Annotated in this window: 11 protein-coding genes; 6 read left to right on the top strand and 5 right to left on the bottom strand. The window is 71.5% G+C overall.

Translation table 11 applies throughout. The features are described from left to right. Window positions 1-208: 208 nt before the first annotated feature. The 3 genes from WMF33_RS49200 to WMF33_RS49190 form a co-directional block, all read right to left on the bottom strand. Window positions 209-2,449 carry an SLC26A/SulP transporter family protein gene (locus WMF33_RS49200; RefSeq protein WP_061624842.1) on the bottom strand — a complete coding sequence of 747 codons (2,241 nt, stop codon included), beginning with the start codon at window positions 2,447-2,449 and terminating at the stop codon, window positions 209-211. Between the two features lie 188 nt (window positions 2,450-2,637). Further along, window positions 2,638-5,724 carry an AAA family ATPase gene (locus tag WMF33_RS49195; RefSeq protein ID WP_020742163.1) on the bottom strand — a complete coding sequence of 1,029 codons (3,087 nt, stop codon included), beginning with the start codon at window positions 5,722-5,724 and terminating at the stop codon, window positions 2,638-2,640. A 340-nt stretch (window positions 5,725-6,064) separates the two neighbouring features. Beyond that, window positions 6,065-7,735: a serine/threonine-protein kinase gene (locus WMF33_RS49190; protein WP_437335046.1), complete on the bottom strand. Its 1,671-nt coding sequence runs from the start codon at window positions 7,733-7,735 to the stop codon at window positions 6,065-6,067. Window positions 7,736-8,219: 484 nt separating this feature from the next. Here WMF33_RS49190 and WMF33_RS49185 point away from each other — a divergent pair, with 484 nt between their 5' ends. Beyond that, a complete protein-coding gene (locus WMF33_RS49185; RefSeq protein WP_437335045.1) occupies window positions 8,220-9,347 on the top strand; it encodes a serine/threonine-protein kinase in 1,128 nt (375 codons plus the stop codon). Window positions 9,348-9,356: 9 nt separating this feature from the next. Beyond that, a complete protein-coding gene (locus tag WMF33_RS49180; RefSeq protein WP_437335044.1) occupies window positions 9,357-10,343 on the top strand; it encodes an NAD(P)H-quinone oxidoreductase in 987 nt (328 codons plus the stop codon). A gap of 16 nt (window positions 10,344-10,359) precedes the next feature. Here the strand turns inward: WMF33_RS49180 and WMF33_RS49175 are convergent, their stop codons facing one another. Next, window positions 10,360-10,848 (bottom strand): DUF2452 domain-containing protein, encoded by a 489-nt coding sequence (locus WMF33_RS49175; RefSeq protein WP_020742159.1) that lies wholly within the window; start codon window positions 10,846-10,848, stop codon window positions 10,360-10,362. 52 nt (window positions 10,849-10,900) lie between these two features. Beyond that, window positions 10,901-12,082 carry a hypothetical protein gene (locus tag WMF33_RS49170; protein WP_437335043.1) on the bottom strand — a complete coding sequence of 394 codons (1,182 nt, stop codon included), beginning with the start codon at window positions 12,080-12,082 and terminating at the stop codon, window positions 10,901-10,903. A gap of 157 nt (window positions 12,083-12,239) precedes the next feature. Between WMF33_RS49170 and murA the strand changes: the two genes are divergently transcribed. The 4 genes from murA to sucC all read left to right on the top strand — a co-directional run bounded on the left by murA (window position 12,240) and on the right by sucC (window position 16,686). Further along, window positions 12,240-13,508, top strand: a complete 1,269-nt coding sequence (gene murA, locus WMF33_RS49165; protein WP_020742157.1) for a UDP-N-acetylglucosamine 1-carboxyvinyltransferase — start codon at window positions 12,240-12,242, stop codon at window positions 13,506-13,508. Then, complete coding sequence (gene hisG / locus WMF33_RS49160) at window positions 13,505-14,140, top strand: ATP phosphoribosyltransferase (RefSeq protein WP_061626578.1); 636 nt, start codon at window positions 13,505-13,507, stop codon at window positions 14,138-14,140. The genes murA and hisG overlap by 4 nt, the downstream gene beginning before the upstream one ends. A 126-nt stretch (window positions 14,141-14,266) precedes the next feature. Then, window positions 14,267-15,217, top strand: a complete 951-nt coding sequence (locus WMF33_RS49155; RefSeq protein WP_437335042.1) for a hypothetical protein — start codon at window positions 14,267-14,269, stop codon at window positions 15,215-15,217. A gap of 269 nt (window positions 15,218-15,486) precedes the next feature. Further along, a complete protein-coding gene (sucC, locus tag WMF33_RS49150) occupies window positions 15,487-16,686 on the top strand; it encodes an ADP-forming succinate--CoA ligase subunit beta (protein ID WP_437335041.1) in 1,200 nt (399 codons plus the stop codon). Window positions 16,687-16,775 lie beyond the last annotated feature (89 nt).

The following is a 16,775-nucleotide window of genomic DNA, read 5'->3' as shown; positions in this document are numbered from 1 at the left end:
TTTCGGCGGGCGCGGCTGGTTTGGCGCCGGCGGCCGGCTCCTGCCCCGGAGCCGGGGACTCCTTCTTGCCGCAAGCCATAAGCGAAAGGACCCCCAGCAGCAGCGAAGCAAGCACCAGGGGTCTACGTCGGTATTGCATTAGTCCGTCCTTTCTCCTTCTTGTTCAAGGCATCTCGCGGGGACGCGGCATGACTGGACGTTCTTCGCACTAGTTGAACAATGATTTGACAGGACCAGTCGAGTGGACGATTCGTCGCGCGAGCAGCGTGACCACGAAGTGGTGGAACGCGGCCGCCAGCTCCGGCGCCTCGTCGGTGAGCCGCCGCAGCGCCTCCTCCGAGAGCCTGTAGAGCGTGGCCTGGCGGCTCGCGGTCACGGTCGCAGAGCGCTTCTCGCCCATGTACAGCCCGGACTCGCCGACCACGGAGCCCGGCCCCATGGTGCGGAGCCGCTTGATCTTCTTCCCGTCGATCTCGAGCCACGCCGTCAGCTCACCGCTCTCGATGAGGTAGAGGTCCTTGGAGACGTCGCCCTGCCGGAACAGGTCGAACCCCGCCGGGGCCTCGACGCGCTCCAGGTAGCCCAGGAAGCGCAGCATGTCTTCCCTGCCGTTGAAGACGTCCTGGAGGTCGTAGAAGAGCATGGGCGGCGGCAGCATGCTCGGGGGCGCCTCCTGGATGATCTCGTTCTCACACGCCTCCAGGCCGCGGTCCAGATCCGGGTAGATCCGGCACACGTCGTCGTTCTCGATCACGACCTCGCCGCGCTCGAGGTGGTTCCTGATGTCCGCCGGGACCTCGGTGAGGATGAGCCTCACGCCGTTCGCCTTCGCGAGGCGGCGGAGCCGGAGGAAGCTGGCGATGGCCGAGGAGTCGAGCCCGTTGACGTGCCGGAAGTCGAGGAGCAGGTACCGAATCTCCGCGTCCGTGCTCTGGATGCGCTGCTGAGCGCTGGTGAGGAGGTTGTAAGCCGTACCGAAGAACACATAGCCCTGGAGCTGGAGGATGTACAGCTGCTTGGCGCGCTCCATCAGCGTCATCTCCTCGCCGTCGCTGCGGGCCACGTTGCTGCGGAGGTGCACGCCGGAGATGGCGTTGCGGATAACCTCGATGCGGCTGTAGCTGAGCGCGAACAGGATGAGCGAGACGCCGAGCCCCACGGCCACGCCGAGGAGGAAGCCCCAGACCGCGACGACGAGGAGGATGACCACCACGACGAGGTACTCGGTCCGGCGCAGCCGGAAATAGCCCTCGTACAGCGTGTTGATCAGGAAGTGGAAGCCGAGGTACGCGATGAGCCCCCCGAGCACCGGGCGCGGGTAATAGCTGATCGCGTCGGCGCCGATGATCAGCACGAGCGCGCTGACCGACGCCGCGAAGAGGCCGGCGAGCCGGGTGTTCGCGCCGGTCTTGAAGTTCATCGACGACTCGGGCATCGACATGTACCCGACGACGCACCCGAACATGCTCCCGACGATGTTCGCGACGCCGGTGGCCCTGAGCTCCCGATCGAGGTCGATCTCCTGCTCGGTGGCGAGCTCCACGCCGGACGCGCTCAGGAGCACGGTGATGGCCGCCATGACGGTCACCGCCACCATGTTGCCGCCGCTGTCGAACAGGACGGGCCAGTTCACCTTCTGGAGATCCGAGGCCTGCACCGGCGGCCAGAGCCCCTCGCGCGGGAACGGCCCGAGGAGCCACCCGTCCGCGAACGCCTGCGTCACGCTCGAGCCGGCGAGGGTGAGCATGAGGTAGAAGACGCCGGTCGACCCGACGAGCAGGATCGGCAGGAGCAAGAGGTTCGTGTAGCGCCGGAGGAGCGCCACGAGCAGCAGGCCGAACAGGAGGCCGGTGAGGACCTTGTCGAGCGAGCTCGCGAACAGCTCCGGCAGCATCGGCAGCGTGGCCGGCTTGCCGGACATGACCGAGAGCGACCCCTGGACGAGCAGCCAGCCGGCGCCGGCGAGGAAGCCGCCGGCCACCGGGTAGGGGATGAAGCGGACCAGCACCCCGAGGCGGAGGATGCCGAGCAGCAGGAAGAAGCCGCCGGCGACGACCGACGTGAGCGCGATCGCGACGATCACCGTCGGGAACGCGTCGGCGTTCGGGTCGACCTTGTGGACGCCGGCCGCGATGGCCGAGGCCATCGAGGCGAAGATGACGGCGGCGTCCTCCTGCGGCGCGGCGATGACGGGGCGGAAGGAGCTGAGGAGGGCGACGATCACCCCGACGATCACGGAGCTGACGAGGAAGATGCCGATCCCCTTCGACAGCCGGTCCGCGAAGTCGTGCGTGAACACGAGCGCCGCCAGCGAGATGTCGAAGGTGACGACCAGCGTCCCCGAGACCGCGGCGGCCAGGGCCGCCTGGACCAGCTTGAGCCGCTTCGCCGACCCGCGCTGCTCCTCACGCGCCGGCTCCGCAACGTCCCCTGCTTCCTGCTGTGTCATGCTCTTGAGAGACCTCTCGGACGATGTGGCGAAATCCGCGCCGCGCTAGGCTCGAGGGGCGCTAGCGTCGACCCGCAGGCGAGCCGAGCATAGCGATTCTGCAGCCGGGCAGGTATGCGGCAGCGAGGGTCGCGACGACGATGGTGGCGGCGTGGCGGGCGGGGGGCGCCGTGGCCCCCCGCCCCGGCTCAAGAGGCGCCCAGCTCACGCTCGATCGCCGCGGCCTGCTCCTGCAGGGCCTCGGCCTCGCCGAGGTGGCCGCTCAGCCGGTGCAGCTTCGCGAACTCCGCGAGGAGCCTCGCCTCCTCGCGCCGGTTGCCGATCTGCCGCTCGATGGCGATCGCGCGCGAGTAGAGCGTGCGGGCGGCGTCGTACCGGCCCTGGACGGCGTAGGCCATCCCGAGGCTCGCGAGCGTGAGCCCCTCGGCCGGGAGGTTGCCCGCCTCACGCGCGGCGCGCAGCCCCTCCTCCCAGTACGTGCGCGCGTCGTCCGGCTGCTGCATCGCCCAGTGCGTGCGGCCGAGGCCGAGGAAGCCGAGCGACTCGGACGCGCGATCGCCGAGCTTCTGCGCGTCGGTGAGCACGCGGATGTGCTCCTGCCGCGCCTCCTGGTACCGGCCCCGCGCCTCGAGGACGTCTCGGGCGAACTCGTAGCGCACGACGACGCTCTCGGGGGTCGGCTCCGGCGAGAGCTTGAAGTAGACGCGGTAGAGGCGCGTCGCCTCCTCGTGGGCGTAGCGCGCCGCCGCCTTGCGGGCGCCCGCGAGGAAGTAGCGGCGCGCGTGATCGACCTTGCCCGCGCGGCGCCAGTGCCGGCCGAGCGCCACGAGCTGGTCCTCGAGGTCGTCGCCGTACAGGCTCTCGATCGCCTCGGCGGCGAGCCGGTGGAGCTCCTGCAGGCGCGCGCGCGACTGCATCTCGTAGGCCGCGTTGCGGAGGAGCGCGTTGCTGAACTGGAAGCGCCGCTCCGTCATCTGCGACCAGATGCACTGCGCCTCGCCGATGCGCACGTGCTCCTCGAGCACGGAGGCGTCGGGGAGCATCAGCGCGAGCACGCGCAGGTCGAACTCGCGCCCGAGGACCGCCGCGGCGACGATCGTCTGCTTCACCTTCGCGTCGAGCCGGTCGAGCCGCGAGATGAGCAGGCTGTTCACGTTCTTCGGCGGCATGAACGTGTTCGAGATCGAGATGGAGCTCGAGCTCGAGCCGTAGCGCCCGTCCTCGAGCCAGTAGGCGAGGATCTCCTGCGCGAAGAACGGGTTGCCGCCCGCGGTCTCGCAGAGGAGCGTCGCGAGCATGTCCGGCATCGGGCCGCCGAAGAACGGGACCGCGAGCGCGAGCAGCTGCTCGCGCGGCAGCGGCTTCAGCTCGATCACCTTCTCGGAGATGCCCGGGTCGAGCGGGATGCGCACCGGCGTGCCGTCGTCCTTGCGCCGCGTCGTGCAGATGATCGCGATGGGCAGCCCCCGGCACGCGCGCGCGATCACGCGCACCGCCTCGAGCGAGTCCTCGTCGGCCCAGTGCGCGTCCTCGAGGTGCAGGATCACCGGCTGGAGCGACGCCTCGGCGAGGAAGACGAAGGACAGCGCCGAGAGCGTGCTCGTGTACCGCAGCTTCGGGTGCAGGCGCTCGTACGGCGAGTCCTCCCAGCGGATGCCGATGAGCGCGGCGAACACCGAGCGCGCGCGGTCGAGCTCGCGCTTCAGCGCGCTCTGGCTCTCGGGCAGCCGCTCGAGGAGGTACTCGAACGCGTCGTCGAAGTTCGTGAGCTTCTCTTCCTTGCCGAGCGCGGAGGACTCCCAGAAGTACTCCTTCAGCGCGAACTCGAACGCGTTCAGCGAGCTCTGGAGCGTCTGGTCGCAGCGCGCGTCGATCCACAGGAAGGGCCGATCGCTCTGGTGCTCCTCGCACCGGTGGCGGAAGCGCTGCACGAGGTAGCTCTTCCCGAGCCCCGGCTCGCCGTCGATGTAGATGATCCCGGCCGGCTTGCCCTCGAAGATCGGCCCGACGTAGCGCGCGAGCTGCTCGATCTCCGCCTCGCGCCCGATGAGGCCGAGGTCGTAGAACTCCTTCTGGACCGAGATGCGGCGGCGCTCGAGCGAGTAGACGAGGATGGGCAGGTCGAAGCCCTTGAACCGGAAGATGTTCTCCGTCGTCCACTGGTAGCTCGTCTCGCCGGCGCGGAAGACCTGCTCGTCGGCCCAGATCGCCGACCAGGGGGCCTTCGCGACGAGGCGCGCGGCGAGGTTCGTCGCGCGGCCGATGCACGCGAACTCGTGCCGCTCGGTGCCGCCGTTGAAGCCGGCGTAGCGGACGTCGCGCGTGATCCCCGCGCGGAGGCGCATCTGCCGGAGGCCGCGCTTCTTCAGCTCGAGGGCGAAGTCGAGCGCGCGATCGTTGTCGTTCTCGTGCGTGATCGGCGCGCCGAAGTGGATCAGCGCGGCGATGCCGAGATCGCCCGCGTCGATGCCGGTGAAGGTGCCGCCGTAGAGCTCCGAGAGCTCGTGCAGGAGGCGCGTGAGCTCGGCGAAGCTCGGGATCTGCTCGAACGAGAGGAAGACGCTCGTGACGTTGCGGAACTCGCCCTCCGGCGGCATGTCCGCGACGCCCCTCGCCACGAACGCGGCGCCGTCGCCGCGCGGCGGGTTGCGCGGGACCTGCGGCAGCCGGGGCGCGGGCACGTCGCCGAGCTTGTAGACGCCCTCGCCGTGGTACTTCGCGCTCGCGGGCGGGATGCGATCGCAGAGCGCGCGGTCGAGGAGGATGTCCCCCTTCTGCGCCTGCCGCTCGATCGCGACGCACGCGGCGAGCGCCTGCCCGTGGAAGTGGTAGTACGCGCGCTCCGGGGAGATGCGGACGATGCCCCACTCGACCGAGCCCCACGCGAGCCCCATCCGGAACGAGAACGGGAAGCTGCCGAAGGGCGTGTCGCGCTCGGGGTGCTCGGCGAAGAGATCGCGCATCGAGAGCGCCGCGCCGAGCACGTACTCGGCGACCTTGCGGTCGGGCGTGTCCTGGAACAGCGCCGTGAACGCGTCGCCCGCGAAGTTCGTGATGAAGCCTCCGGCGTGGTGGACCGCGGCGATGAGCGGGTCGAAGTAGTACCGGAGCGTGCCCGCGAGCGTCTCCGCGCCCGCGCGCCCGTGCTGCATCAGCTTCTCCGTGAGCTCGGTGAAGCCGGGGATGTCGATCATCAACACCGCCCCCGTGAAGCTGCCCTCGGTGTTGCCGAGAGCGTCTTGCTGGATGATGAAGTCGGGGACGAGCGGGTTCATTTCCTTGCTCCTCAGCAACGGATCCCGCTTGGAATCGGCCTGGGAAGCGCGTCTGCGGGACGCAGAGCCTGGAGTCTACTGCCGGCGGGAACAGATGAATACCGGGATCTTCGATCGACGGCGACGACGCTGCGGCTGCCGCTGCCTACCCGCGCGGGGCCGACCCGGCGAGCGTGCGCCCGTTCCGCAGAGCGCAGCACACCGGCGCCTCGCGGGCGGCGCCCGGCCGCGGAGAGCCTGGAATTTGGCGCCTCCGCGTCGGCTGGGACATCCGCCCGGAGCGGTCGCGCGGCGAGGACAGACGGGGAGACGACGAGCAGGCGTGCGGGGCGCTTTCGGGTCATCGCTCGATTTGAATGTCCAGCGGCCGGGGAGACGGAGCAGCAGGGGGCGGCGCGTCGGGCGTCGGCGTGGGCCTCGCGGCGGGCCGCCCGGAGTAGGGCCGCGGCGCCGGGGCGACGGGGGGCGGCGGGGTGGGCGCGGCCGGCGAGCTCGTCGGCGCGGCCGCGCGCTTCGTGAGCGTGGCGACCAGGCGAACCGACTGATCCGACGGGCCCTGGACGATCGAGTACGGCTCGTACCCCTCCTGCCGGACAGTCAGCCGGCGGGGGTTGGCGCGCACCGAGCTGTTCGAGATCGAGAGCTGGAGCGGCGTGGTCCCGAGGGGCTTGCCGTCTTCGAGGACCTCGGCGCCGGAGGGCATGGACTCGACCATCAGCACGAACGTCCCGACGTCGGCCGGCGGCGGGGCCGGGGCGACCTGCGGCTTCTCCGGCTGGGCCGGGGCCGGCGGCGGCTCGCTCGGGCGCATCTGCGACATCGCGACCCCGATGCCCGCGACGGCGAGGACGCCGACGGCGACGAGCACGAGGCCCTTGCGGCCCTGCGGCGCCGCGTCGGCCGGGCGCGAGGCGGCGCCGAGCGACGCGTCGTCCACCTGCGAGGCCGCGCCGCCGGACGACGACGGCGGCGACGGGCTCGCGGGGATCGCGGTCATCACGCGCACGGGCGGCATCGGCGTCGGCATCCTGCCGGTGCCGGTGGAGTCCATGGTGACGAGGCCCGTCGAGCCGAACGCCGGGGACAGGCCCATCGCCTGCGCGCACTCGCCGAGGCCGCGGATGAAGGCCTCCATGTTGGCCGGGCGGCCCTCCGGATCCTTCGACAGGCAGCGCAGCACGAACGCCTCGAGCGGCTCGGGCACGTCGGCCTCGGGGTTGCGCTCGCGCATCCGCGGGACGGGCTGCTGCAGGTGGGCGATCAGGATCTGGACCGAGTTCTGCGCCTCGAACGGGACCTTCCCGCAGAGCATCTGATACACGATGACGCCGAGCGAGTAGACGTCCGTCCGGAGATCGACCTTGCCGTGCGAGATCTGCTCGGGCGACATGAAGCGCGGCGAGCCGAGGAACGAGCCCTGCTGCGTGAGCTCCTCCGAGTCGTCCGCGAGCACCTTGACGAGGCCGAAGTCGAGGATCTTGACGAGCTCCCCGGTGTCCTCGCCGGGGACGAGCATGACGTTCGACGGCTTCAGGTCGCGGTGCACCACCCCGTGCTTGTGCGCCTCGCGGAGCCCGCGCGCGATCTGCCGGGCGACGCCCATCGCGTCGGGCGCCGACAGGCGGCCGGCCTTGCGCAGCCGCCGGAAGAGCGTCTCGCCCTCGAGGAACTCCATGGCCATGAAGTACCGCTCGGGCTCCATGTTCTCGACTCGGCCGTAGTCGAAGACCGTGACGATGTTCGGGTGCTGGAGCCGGGCGAGGATGCTCGCCTCGAGGAAGAAGCGCTTATGAAAGTTGGGGTCGATTTGATTGGATGAGTTCGTCGGCGTCAGGACCTTGATCGCGACCTGGCGCTCGAGGGCGATCTGCTCTCCGCGATAGATGACGCCCATGCCGCCCGTCGCGAGCAGGGAGTGGATCTTGAACTTCTGATTCAAGACCTTTCCCAGCAGCGGGTCGGACTCTCCGCTGGCCGAGGCACCGTCCGAAAGCTTCTCCGCCGTGCTCATGGCCTCTGTCTCTTTCCCCTTCCCATCCCGCTGGCCCCCACTGCTGGCACTCGGGGAAAGCGTACCCCGTGCCCGTCCCGCGCCGCCCTACGTTCGGCTGACGTTCGACCTATGCGCGACTTACGTGCTGCTTACGTTCTGGCTTGCGTGCTGGTGTCCGTTCTGGCGCAAATTCTGGGACCTGCCTTCGCTGCGGTACCGCCCGCGCTCGTCGGCTTGGCTTCCGGACCGGCTGCGGCACGTTTGAGCTCAGCCTACCGTAAGCTGCGAGCCGATCCAACCCAGCTGCTGAAGATGACATTCGTTGGCTACCCGACCACACGCTGTGGGCGGGCGCCCCCGGCCGGGACGCTGGGTCCCTGAACGAGCTTGCTGCATGGGCGGATGTACCCGTACTCTGACCGGGTCCCCGATGCCGCCGCAGCACTTCATCCGATGCCAGGCGTGCGGGTTGCCGCACCCGTCGGACACCGAGAGGTGCCCGGTGCACGGCACGGCGCTCACGCCGAGCGTCGCCCCGCCCTCCTCGACGCGGGTGCCGCCGACGAGCAGGGGCGAGTCGCTCTGGCCGGTGGACGGCCCGCTGCCGCCCGACATCGATCCAGATCAGCCCCGGCCGACGAAGGAGGCCCCGCTCGTCGGCCGGCTGCTGCACGATCGCTACCGCATCCTCGGCGTCATCGCCAAGGGCGGGATGGGGATGGTCTACGACGCGATCCACATCGGCCTGCGGCGCCGGGTCGCGATCAAGACGCTCCGCGCCCAGTACGCGCAGAGCAAGACGGCGATCGCCCGCTTCCACAACGAGGCGGCCGTCGCCGGCCGCTTCGGCCACCCGAACATCGTCGAGGTCTACGACCTCGGCGTGCTCGAGGACGGCACGCCCTACCTCGTGATGGAGCGGCTCGAGGGCGAGACCATCACCGAGCGGCTCGGGCGCGAGCGCCCGATGCCCATCCCCGTCGTGCTGGACGTGGCGGTCCAGGTCCTGAGCGCGCTCGTCGTCACGCACAACGAGGGCATCCTCCACCGCGATCTCAAGCCGGACAACATCTGCCTCGTCGGCGGCGATCGCGGCCCGCTCACCGTGAAGGTGCTCGACTTCGGCGTCGCCGAGGCGTTCAACACCGGGTCCGCGGCGTCGATCCTGGTCTCGACCGGCGCCGCGGGGAGCCACTCGGTGGCCGGCACGCCCGCCTTCATGGCGCCGGAGCAGGCCCAGGGCGTCCGCGATCTCGACGCGCGCGCGGACCTCTACTCGGTGGGCATGCTGCTCTACGTGATGCTCACCGGGCAGCTGCCGTTCAAGGCGCCGACGCCGGCGGCGCTGCTCGCCGAGATCCAGCGCGTCAAGCCTATCCGCCCGCGCATGCTGCGGCCGGAGGTGCCGCACTCGCTCGACGTCGCGACGATGCGCGCGCTCGCGCTCGACCGCGACGAGCGCTTCCCGAGCGCGGCCTCGATGATGGACGCGCTCGAGCAGGTGCAGATCGAGGCGGCGATCGGCGGCGGCGCGCCGACCGAGCCGGCGGGCGAGCCGGTCGATCCGGACTCGGAGAAGGTGGAGTACTTCTACCGGAAGAGCGTGCTCCCGCCGCCCATGGAAGACTGAGCGGCGATCATGCGAGCCGTCGTCATCCGCGAGCCGGGCGGTCCCGAGGTCCTCGAGGTGCGCGAGGTGGACGCGCCCGACGTGCCCGAGGGGCACGTGCGCGTCGCCGTCCGCTTCGCCGGCGTGAACCGCGCCGATCTGCTGCAGCGGCTCGGCATGTACCCGGCGCCGCCCGGCGCGCCGCCCGACGTGCCGGGGCTCGAGTACGCCGGCGTCGTCGAGGCCGCGGGCAAGGGCGCGCGCCGCTTCGCGCCCGGCGATCGCGTCTTCGGCCTGGTCCCGGGCGGCGCCTACGCCGAGCGGATCGTCGCCCACGAGCGCGAGGTCGCGCCGGTGCCGGACGGGCTCTCCGACGAGGAGGCGGCGGCGGTCCCCGAGGCGTTCGTCACCGCCTACGACGCGCTCGTCACGCGCGCGCGGCTCGCCCCCGGCGAGCGCGTGCTCGTGCACGCGGCCGGCAGCGGCGTGGGCACGGCCGGCCTCCAGATCGCCCGCGCGCTCGGGTGCTTCGTCGTGGGGACGTCGCGCACGCAGGACAAGCTGGACCGCTGCCGGGAGCTCGGGCTCGACGCCGGGGTCGCGGCGCCGGGCGGGAAGTTCGCCGACGAGGTGCTGAAGGCGACGCGCGGCGCGGGCGTCGACGTGGTGCTCGACCTCGTCGGCGGCGCGTACGTCGCCGAGGACCTGAAGGCGTGCGCGCCCCGGGCGCGCATCGCGCTCGTCGGGCTGACGGCCGGCGCGTCCGCGGAGCTCGACCTGCGCGAGCTCCTGCGCAAGCGCGTCGAGCTCATCGGCACCGTGCTCCGCTCGCGCCCGCTCGAGGAGAAGATCGCGGCGGCCCAGGCGCTCGAGCGGAACATCTCCCCGTGGCTCGCGCGCCGCGCCGTGCGGCCCGTCGTCGACCGGGTCTTCTCGATCGACGATGCCGCCGCGGCGCACATTTACATGGCCAGCAACGCGTCGTTCGGGAAGGTGCTGCTCCGCATCGGCGCGTGAGCGCGCGGGCGCCGCGTCACCCGCCGGGGCCGAGCAGCTTCGCGAGCGCGCCGGCCTCGGCGTCGTGCGCGTCGGCCTCGTCGGCCGGCGTCCACGACATGTCGAGCTCGAGCCGGTACGAGCCCTCGAACGCGTGCGGCGGCGCGCCGCCCCACTCCTCGGGCGAGAGCATCGAGAGGTAGCGGACGCCGTCGCCGCGCCGGTAGAGGTGGTAGACGTGGCCGGGCCGCTTCTTGAAGTTGCACGCCGCGCGGTGGAGCTCGCTGTCGCGCTGCGCCGCCTCGAGGACCTGCCGCGCCTGCTCCTGCAGCGACCGGATCTGCCGGGCAATCTGCGCGAGCTTGCCGCCGGTGACCGCGCCGAGCAGCGCGTCGGCCTGCTGGATCTCGCGCGCCACGTCGACGAGCTCGTGCGGCGCGGAGAGCCGGCTCAGGGGGTACGGCGAGGTGCGGGCGGGCCCCTCGTGGCGGCCGCCGCCGTGCTTCGTGAAACCGTCGTCGCTCATGCGGAGACCCCGAGCTTAGTGCAGCGCGCCCCCGCGCGCCGCAGCGGCGCCGTCACGGGTCGGGGCAGCCGTCCTCGTCCTCGACGCCGTCCTCGTCTTCCTTCTGCGTCGGGCAGCGGTCCTCGTCGTCGAAGACGCCGTCCTCGTCGTTGTCCCCCTCGGGGCAGCCGTCCTCGTCCTGGAAGCCGTCGCGATCCTCCGCGAGCTCGCCGCACTGGTCGGCCTTGTCGTCCACGCCGTCGCCGTCGGCGTCGTGGACGCGCGGGGTCCACGCGACCGAGAGGACGGCGCGCAGCGGCGAGGTGCCGACGCCGCCGACGAGCGCGGTGCCGACGCCGCCCAGGAACGAGACGTCGCCGAGCGCGTAGCGCGCCGAGAGGGCGAGCTCCAGCGCGGCCGTCTCCTGGTTCTCGAACGGCGCGATCGGCGAGAGCGGCAGGTGCCCGTACGCCTCCAGGAAGAACGTGGCGCGCCCCTCCGGGTCGATGCCCAGGATCTGCGGCCGGAACGAGAGGCCCAGGCCGAAGGGGAGCTCGTGGCCGAACACCGTGGGGCACGGGTCCCCCGCGGCGGTGGCCGGCGTCGCCCGGCACCCGAAGCGGGCCTCGTCGGCGCGCAGCTTGAGCCCGGCCGCGAGGTGCGCGCCGAACGCGATCAGGCGGTACTCGGCGAGGAGCCTGAGCTCGTTCGTGACGCTCCCCTCGCCCACGAACGACGCCTCGTCGCCCGTCGGCAGCGTGAAGCGCTCGTGCAGCGCGAGCGCGAGCCCCCCGAGCTCGCCGGCGGTGGGCTGCACCAGCGTGAGCTTGCCGACGAGGCCGAGATCGCCGAGCGCCTGCGCCGGGACCCACGTGTCGCCGAGCACCCGCGTGGCGTCGGACGTGGGCTCGTCCCCGGACTGGTAGAGGACCACCGGCAGCGTGAGCCCCACGAGCAGGCGCCGCGCGATGCCGACGCCGGCCGCGAAGTCCGCGCTGACCTGGTGGCGGAGGACGTCGAAGCGGGCCTCGCTCGAGGACGGATGGCGGAGGACGATGGGGCGGTAGGCGTAGGAGGCCCAGAGGCTCGCGCTCCACTCGCCCGTGTCCGGGGTGGCGGCGGGCTCCGAGTAGACGCCGGACCCGGGGTCGATCGAGGCGCGGAACCCGCGGAGGTCCGCCGACGGCTGGGCGGCGGCGGCCGAGGCCACGGAGACGGCGAGCAGCGAGGACAGGGCGATGGCGCTCGGTCGCATGGCCGGAGGAGACTAGACCAGCGCCGGGGAAAGTGGGGCCCGAGTCGCCCGCCGCGCGCGGCCGGCGCGCCCCGCCCGCGCGGCGGGCGACAACAGAGCGGCGGGCGGCGTCCCCCGAAACATCGCGTTCCGCCGCGGGTTGTGCGATAGCGGGGGCATGGACTCCATCCGGATCCGGGGCGGCAAGCCGCTCTCCGGCAAGATCCGCATCAGCGGCGCGAAGAACGCGGCGCTGCCGATCCTCTGCGCGACGCTGCTCTCGGACGGCGAGAGCCTGCTCCGCAACGTGCCCGCGCTCCGCGACATCGACACGACCTCCGCGCTGCTCCGGTTCCTCGGCCGCAACGTCGAGGTCGCGGCCCCGCTCGTCAAGGTCGGCGCCGGCGACAACGTGCGGCCCGAGGCCCCGTACGAGCTCGTCAAGCAGATGCGCGCGAGCGTGATGGTCCTCGGCCCGCTGCTCGCGCGCTTCGGCCGCGCCAAGGTGTCGCTCCCCGGCGGCTGCCAGATCGGCACGCGCCCGGTCGACCAGCACCTCAAGGGGCTCGAGGCGCTCGGCGCGACGATCCGGCTGTCGCGCGGCTACATCGTCGCGGAGTGCAAGCGGCTGCGCGGCGCCGAGGTCGTGTTCGATCTGCCGACGGTGACCGGCACCGAGAACCTGATGATGGCCGCCGCGCTCGCGAAGGGCCGCACCACGCTGGTGAACTGCGCCCGCGAGCCCGAGGTCGAGGAGCTCGGCCGGGTGCTCAACAAGATGGGCGCGCGCGTGAGCGGCGCCGGCACGGACGTCATCCACATCGAGGGCGCCGACGAGCTCGAGCCGTTCGACCACGCGATCATCTCGGATCGGATCGAGGCCGGCACGTACATGGTCGCGGCGGCCGCCGCCGGCGGCGACGTGCTGATCGAGAACGCGCCGCTCGAGGACCTCGAGGCGGTCGCGGCCAAGCTCCGCCAGGCGGGCGTCGAGGTGGGCCGCGAGGGCGACTGCGTGCGCGTCCGCCGCGACGGCCGGCCGCTGCGCGCCGTCGACGTCACGACCGCGCCGCACCCCGGCTTCCCGACCGACATGCAGGCGCAGTTCATGGTCCTGATGTGCCTCGCGCAGGGCACGTCGCGCATCGTCGAGACCATCTTCGAGAACCGCTTCATGCACGTGCCCGAGCTCGCGCGCATGGGGGCGCACATCGACGTGGACGGCCACACGGCGCACGTCCACGGCGGCGCGCCGCTGTCGGGCGCGACCGTGATGGCGACGGATCTGCGCGCGAGCGCCTCGCTCGTCATCGCCGGCCTCGTGGCGACCGAGGGCGAGACCGAGGTGCTGCGCGTCTACCACCTGGACCGCGGCTACGAGTTCATGGAGCGCAAGCTCGCGCAGCTCGGCGCCGACACGGTGCGGGTCGAGGGGCGGGCCGGATGACCAAGCCGCTCACCATCGCCGTGCCCAAGGGGCGGATCCTGAAGGATCTGATCCCGCTCGTGCAGCGCGCTGGCCTCGACAGCACGCCGCTCCAGGAGAGCGATCGCCGCCTGGTCCGGCCCACGGCGGACGGCGCCTTCCGGTACGTGTTCCTGAAGCCCGACGACGTGCCGACCTACGTCGAGTACGGCGCCGCCGACCTCGGGGTCTCCGGCCGCGACACGCTCCTCGAGCGCCGCCACGATCTCTACACGCCGCTCGATCTCGGGATAGGCCGCTGCCGCCTCGTCGTGGCCGGGCCGGAGGGGACGCCGATCCCCGACCTGCCGCGCGTCGCCACGAAGTACCCGCGGATCGCCGGGGATCACTTCGCGAGCAAGGGCGTGGTGGCCGAGATCATCCCCGTCCACGGCTCCGTGGAGCTCGCGCCGCTCGTCGGCCTCTCCCACCTGATCGTCGATATCGTCGAGACGGGGGCCACGCTGCGCGAAAATCGCCTCGAGGTGCTCGAGACGGTCACCGAGGTGAGCACCCTTCTCATCGCGAACCGCGCGTCGTACAAGCTGCGAAGCGACGCCGTGCGCCCGCTTGTCGAGCGCCTGCGGGCGGCGACGGCCGGCGCGGCGCGGTGACCGCCGCGGGCGCGCCCGCCGCCGCTCGCGGACGAGGATGAGCCCGCCGCCCACCCGAGACACGAGAGAGAGGAGGCCCAGCTGCTACCGCTATTCGCCGCGCTCCCGGCCGACATCGACGCGTGGGTGGGCGGGGGGACGAGCATCGTCGCCGGCGTGCACCGCGATCCCCCGGGGGCCCTCCGCCTCGACGCCGTCGCCCAGGCCGAGGTCGGGCTGCGGCTCGCGACCGAGTCGCTGTATTTCCGGCTCGATCTCGACGTGCAGGCCGCCTCGGCGCCGCTCGGCCTGCCGGCGTTCGGCCTGCCGGCGTTCGTCTACCCCGCGTGGTCGCTGCCCGCGCCGGAGCTCAAGATCGGCCCGCCCGAGTGGGCGATGCTCCAGATCGGCCGCGAGGACTACCACCTCCGGCTGGGCATCGTCTCGCACGCGATTGGCATCGAGGACTGGGACAGCTGGACCAACTACTTCCCGACCTTCTCGACGATGATCAGCACGGTCCCCGGCCGGATGCTCGGCGTCGAGCCCGGGCTCGTCCTCGGCGAGGGATACGAGATCAACGTGTTCGGCGGCTTCGACCTCGACGTCGACGCGCCGACGTTCGGCGCCGGCCTGACCACGATGCAGGCGCTCTGGTCGACCTGGTCGGGCGTGGCGTTCTATCCGACGATCGATTTCTACTCGGCGGTCGTGGCCCTGGAGCTCTACCCGGCCGAGGCGCTGTCGGTGTCGATCGACGGCAGCGTCGGGCTCGTCGGCGCGGCGGACGAGGCCGGCGCGATCGAGCTCAAGCCGTGGGTGGGCGGCGAGGTCATCGCCAATGTCCTTCCGACGTTGCCAATCCATCCGCTCTTCCGAGTCCAGGCTCTCCACGAGCACGAGGGCGCGCTCTCTGCGTTCCTGTTCGCGCCCCAGCCGAGCGTCTCCGCGAGCGCCGGGCTCACCTTCACGCCGTTCGACGAGCTGAAGATCAGCCTCGAAGGCAAGGCCTCCAAGGTCGAGGACGACATCCTGCCCGGCCTCTTCGCCCTCGTGGCCCTCCGCCGGCCCGAGCCGCCCCCGTACGCCGCCAAGTGACGAGACGACGGCAGCGGCGCTGCGGCGCGGGACGCCGTCGCCGTCAGCGCGCCGTCAGCGCCCGTGGCCGCGCGCCTGACAGCGACGGAGGCAGACGGCGTCGAGCGCCGCGGCGTCGCACTTTTCCATCGATGCGGCGGCCGGCGCGAAACACTCGAAACGGAGCGAGCGCGCAACCACGTCACCATGTAATCACGTAACCACCGCAGGCGACCCTGTTTTTCGCGCCTTGCGGGGCTCGCCCTTGTGATAGGGTTGCGGCCCCTCTCATGAAAATCCACGAGTATCAAGGCAAGCAGCTCTTCGCCCGCTACGGGGTGCCGGTACCGAAAGGGGAGCCCGCTTTCCAGGCGAGCGAGGTGGCGCCGATCGCCGACCGGCTGATCGCGCAGACGGGCAACCCGGTCGTCGTCGTGAAGGCGCAGATCCACGCGGGCGGCCGCGGCAAGGGCGGCGGCGTGAAGGTCGCGAAGGGCGGCAGCGCCGAAGCGACCGCCCTCGCCGAGAAGATCCTCGGCATGCAGCTCGTCACCAAGCAGACGGGCCCCGAGGGGCAGAAGGTCCGCCGGCTCTACATCGAGCAGGGCCTCGACATCGCGCGCGAGCTCTACTTCGCGATGCTGGTCGATCGCGAGCGCCGCCGCATCGCGGTGATCGCCTCGACCGAGGGCGGCATGGACATCGAGGAGGTGGCCCACAGCACGCCGGAGAAGATCTTCAAGCTCTTCGTCGATCCGGTGCTCGGCCTCGCCCCGTACCAGGGGCGGCAGCTCGCGATCGCGCTCGGGCTCACCGCGAAGGAGACGCAGCGCCAGTTCCTCAAGCTCGTGGCGTCGCTCTACACGTGCTTCACCGCGGAGGACTGCTCGCTGCTCGAGATCAACCCGCTCGTCGTGACCGGCGCGGGGGACGTCTTCGCGCTCGACGCGAAGGTGAGCTTCGACGACAACGCCGAGTTCCGGCACCCCGAGTGGAACGCGATGCGCGACGTCGACGAGGAGGACCCGGTCGAGCTCCAGGCGAAGCGGTCCGGGCTGTCCTACGTGTCGCTCGACGGCGACATCGGCTGCCTCGTGAACGGCGCCGGGCTCGCGATGGCGACGATGGATATCATCCTCCATTACGGCGGCAGGCCGGCGAACTTCCTCGACGTCGGCGGCGGCGCCTCGCAGGAGCAGGTCAAGACCGCGTTCCAGATCATCCTCAAGAGCGAGCGGGTCCGCGGTATCTTCGTGAACATCTTCGGCGGCATCATGCGCTGCGACGTCGTCGCGGCCGGGGTCATCGCCGCGGCGAAGGAGCTCGGGCTCAAGGTGCCTCTCGTGGTCCGCCTCGAGGGGACCAACGTCGAGGCCGGCCGCAAGCTGCTCGACGAGAGCGGCCTGACCATCCAGTCGGCGAGCTCCATGGCCGACGGCGCGCAGAAGATCGTCGCCGCCACGCGCGGCAAGGCCCAGAGCGGCGCCTAGGGCGCCCGCGAGCACCGAGCCCCGAACCCAGTTGAGCAGCGAGCGACCGGCGATTGCCGAGCTCCTGTCCACGTTGAAGGTAGAGTAAT

Origin of the sequence: Sorangium sp. So ce394, assembly GCF_051474665.1 — a bacterium.
GTDB lineage: Bacteria > Myxococcota_A > Polyangia > Polyangiales > Polyangiaceae > Sorangium > Sorangium cellulosum_D.
This window is presented reverse-complemented; position numbering and strand designations above follow the sequence as displayed.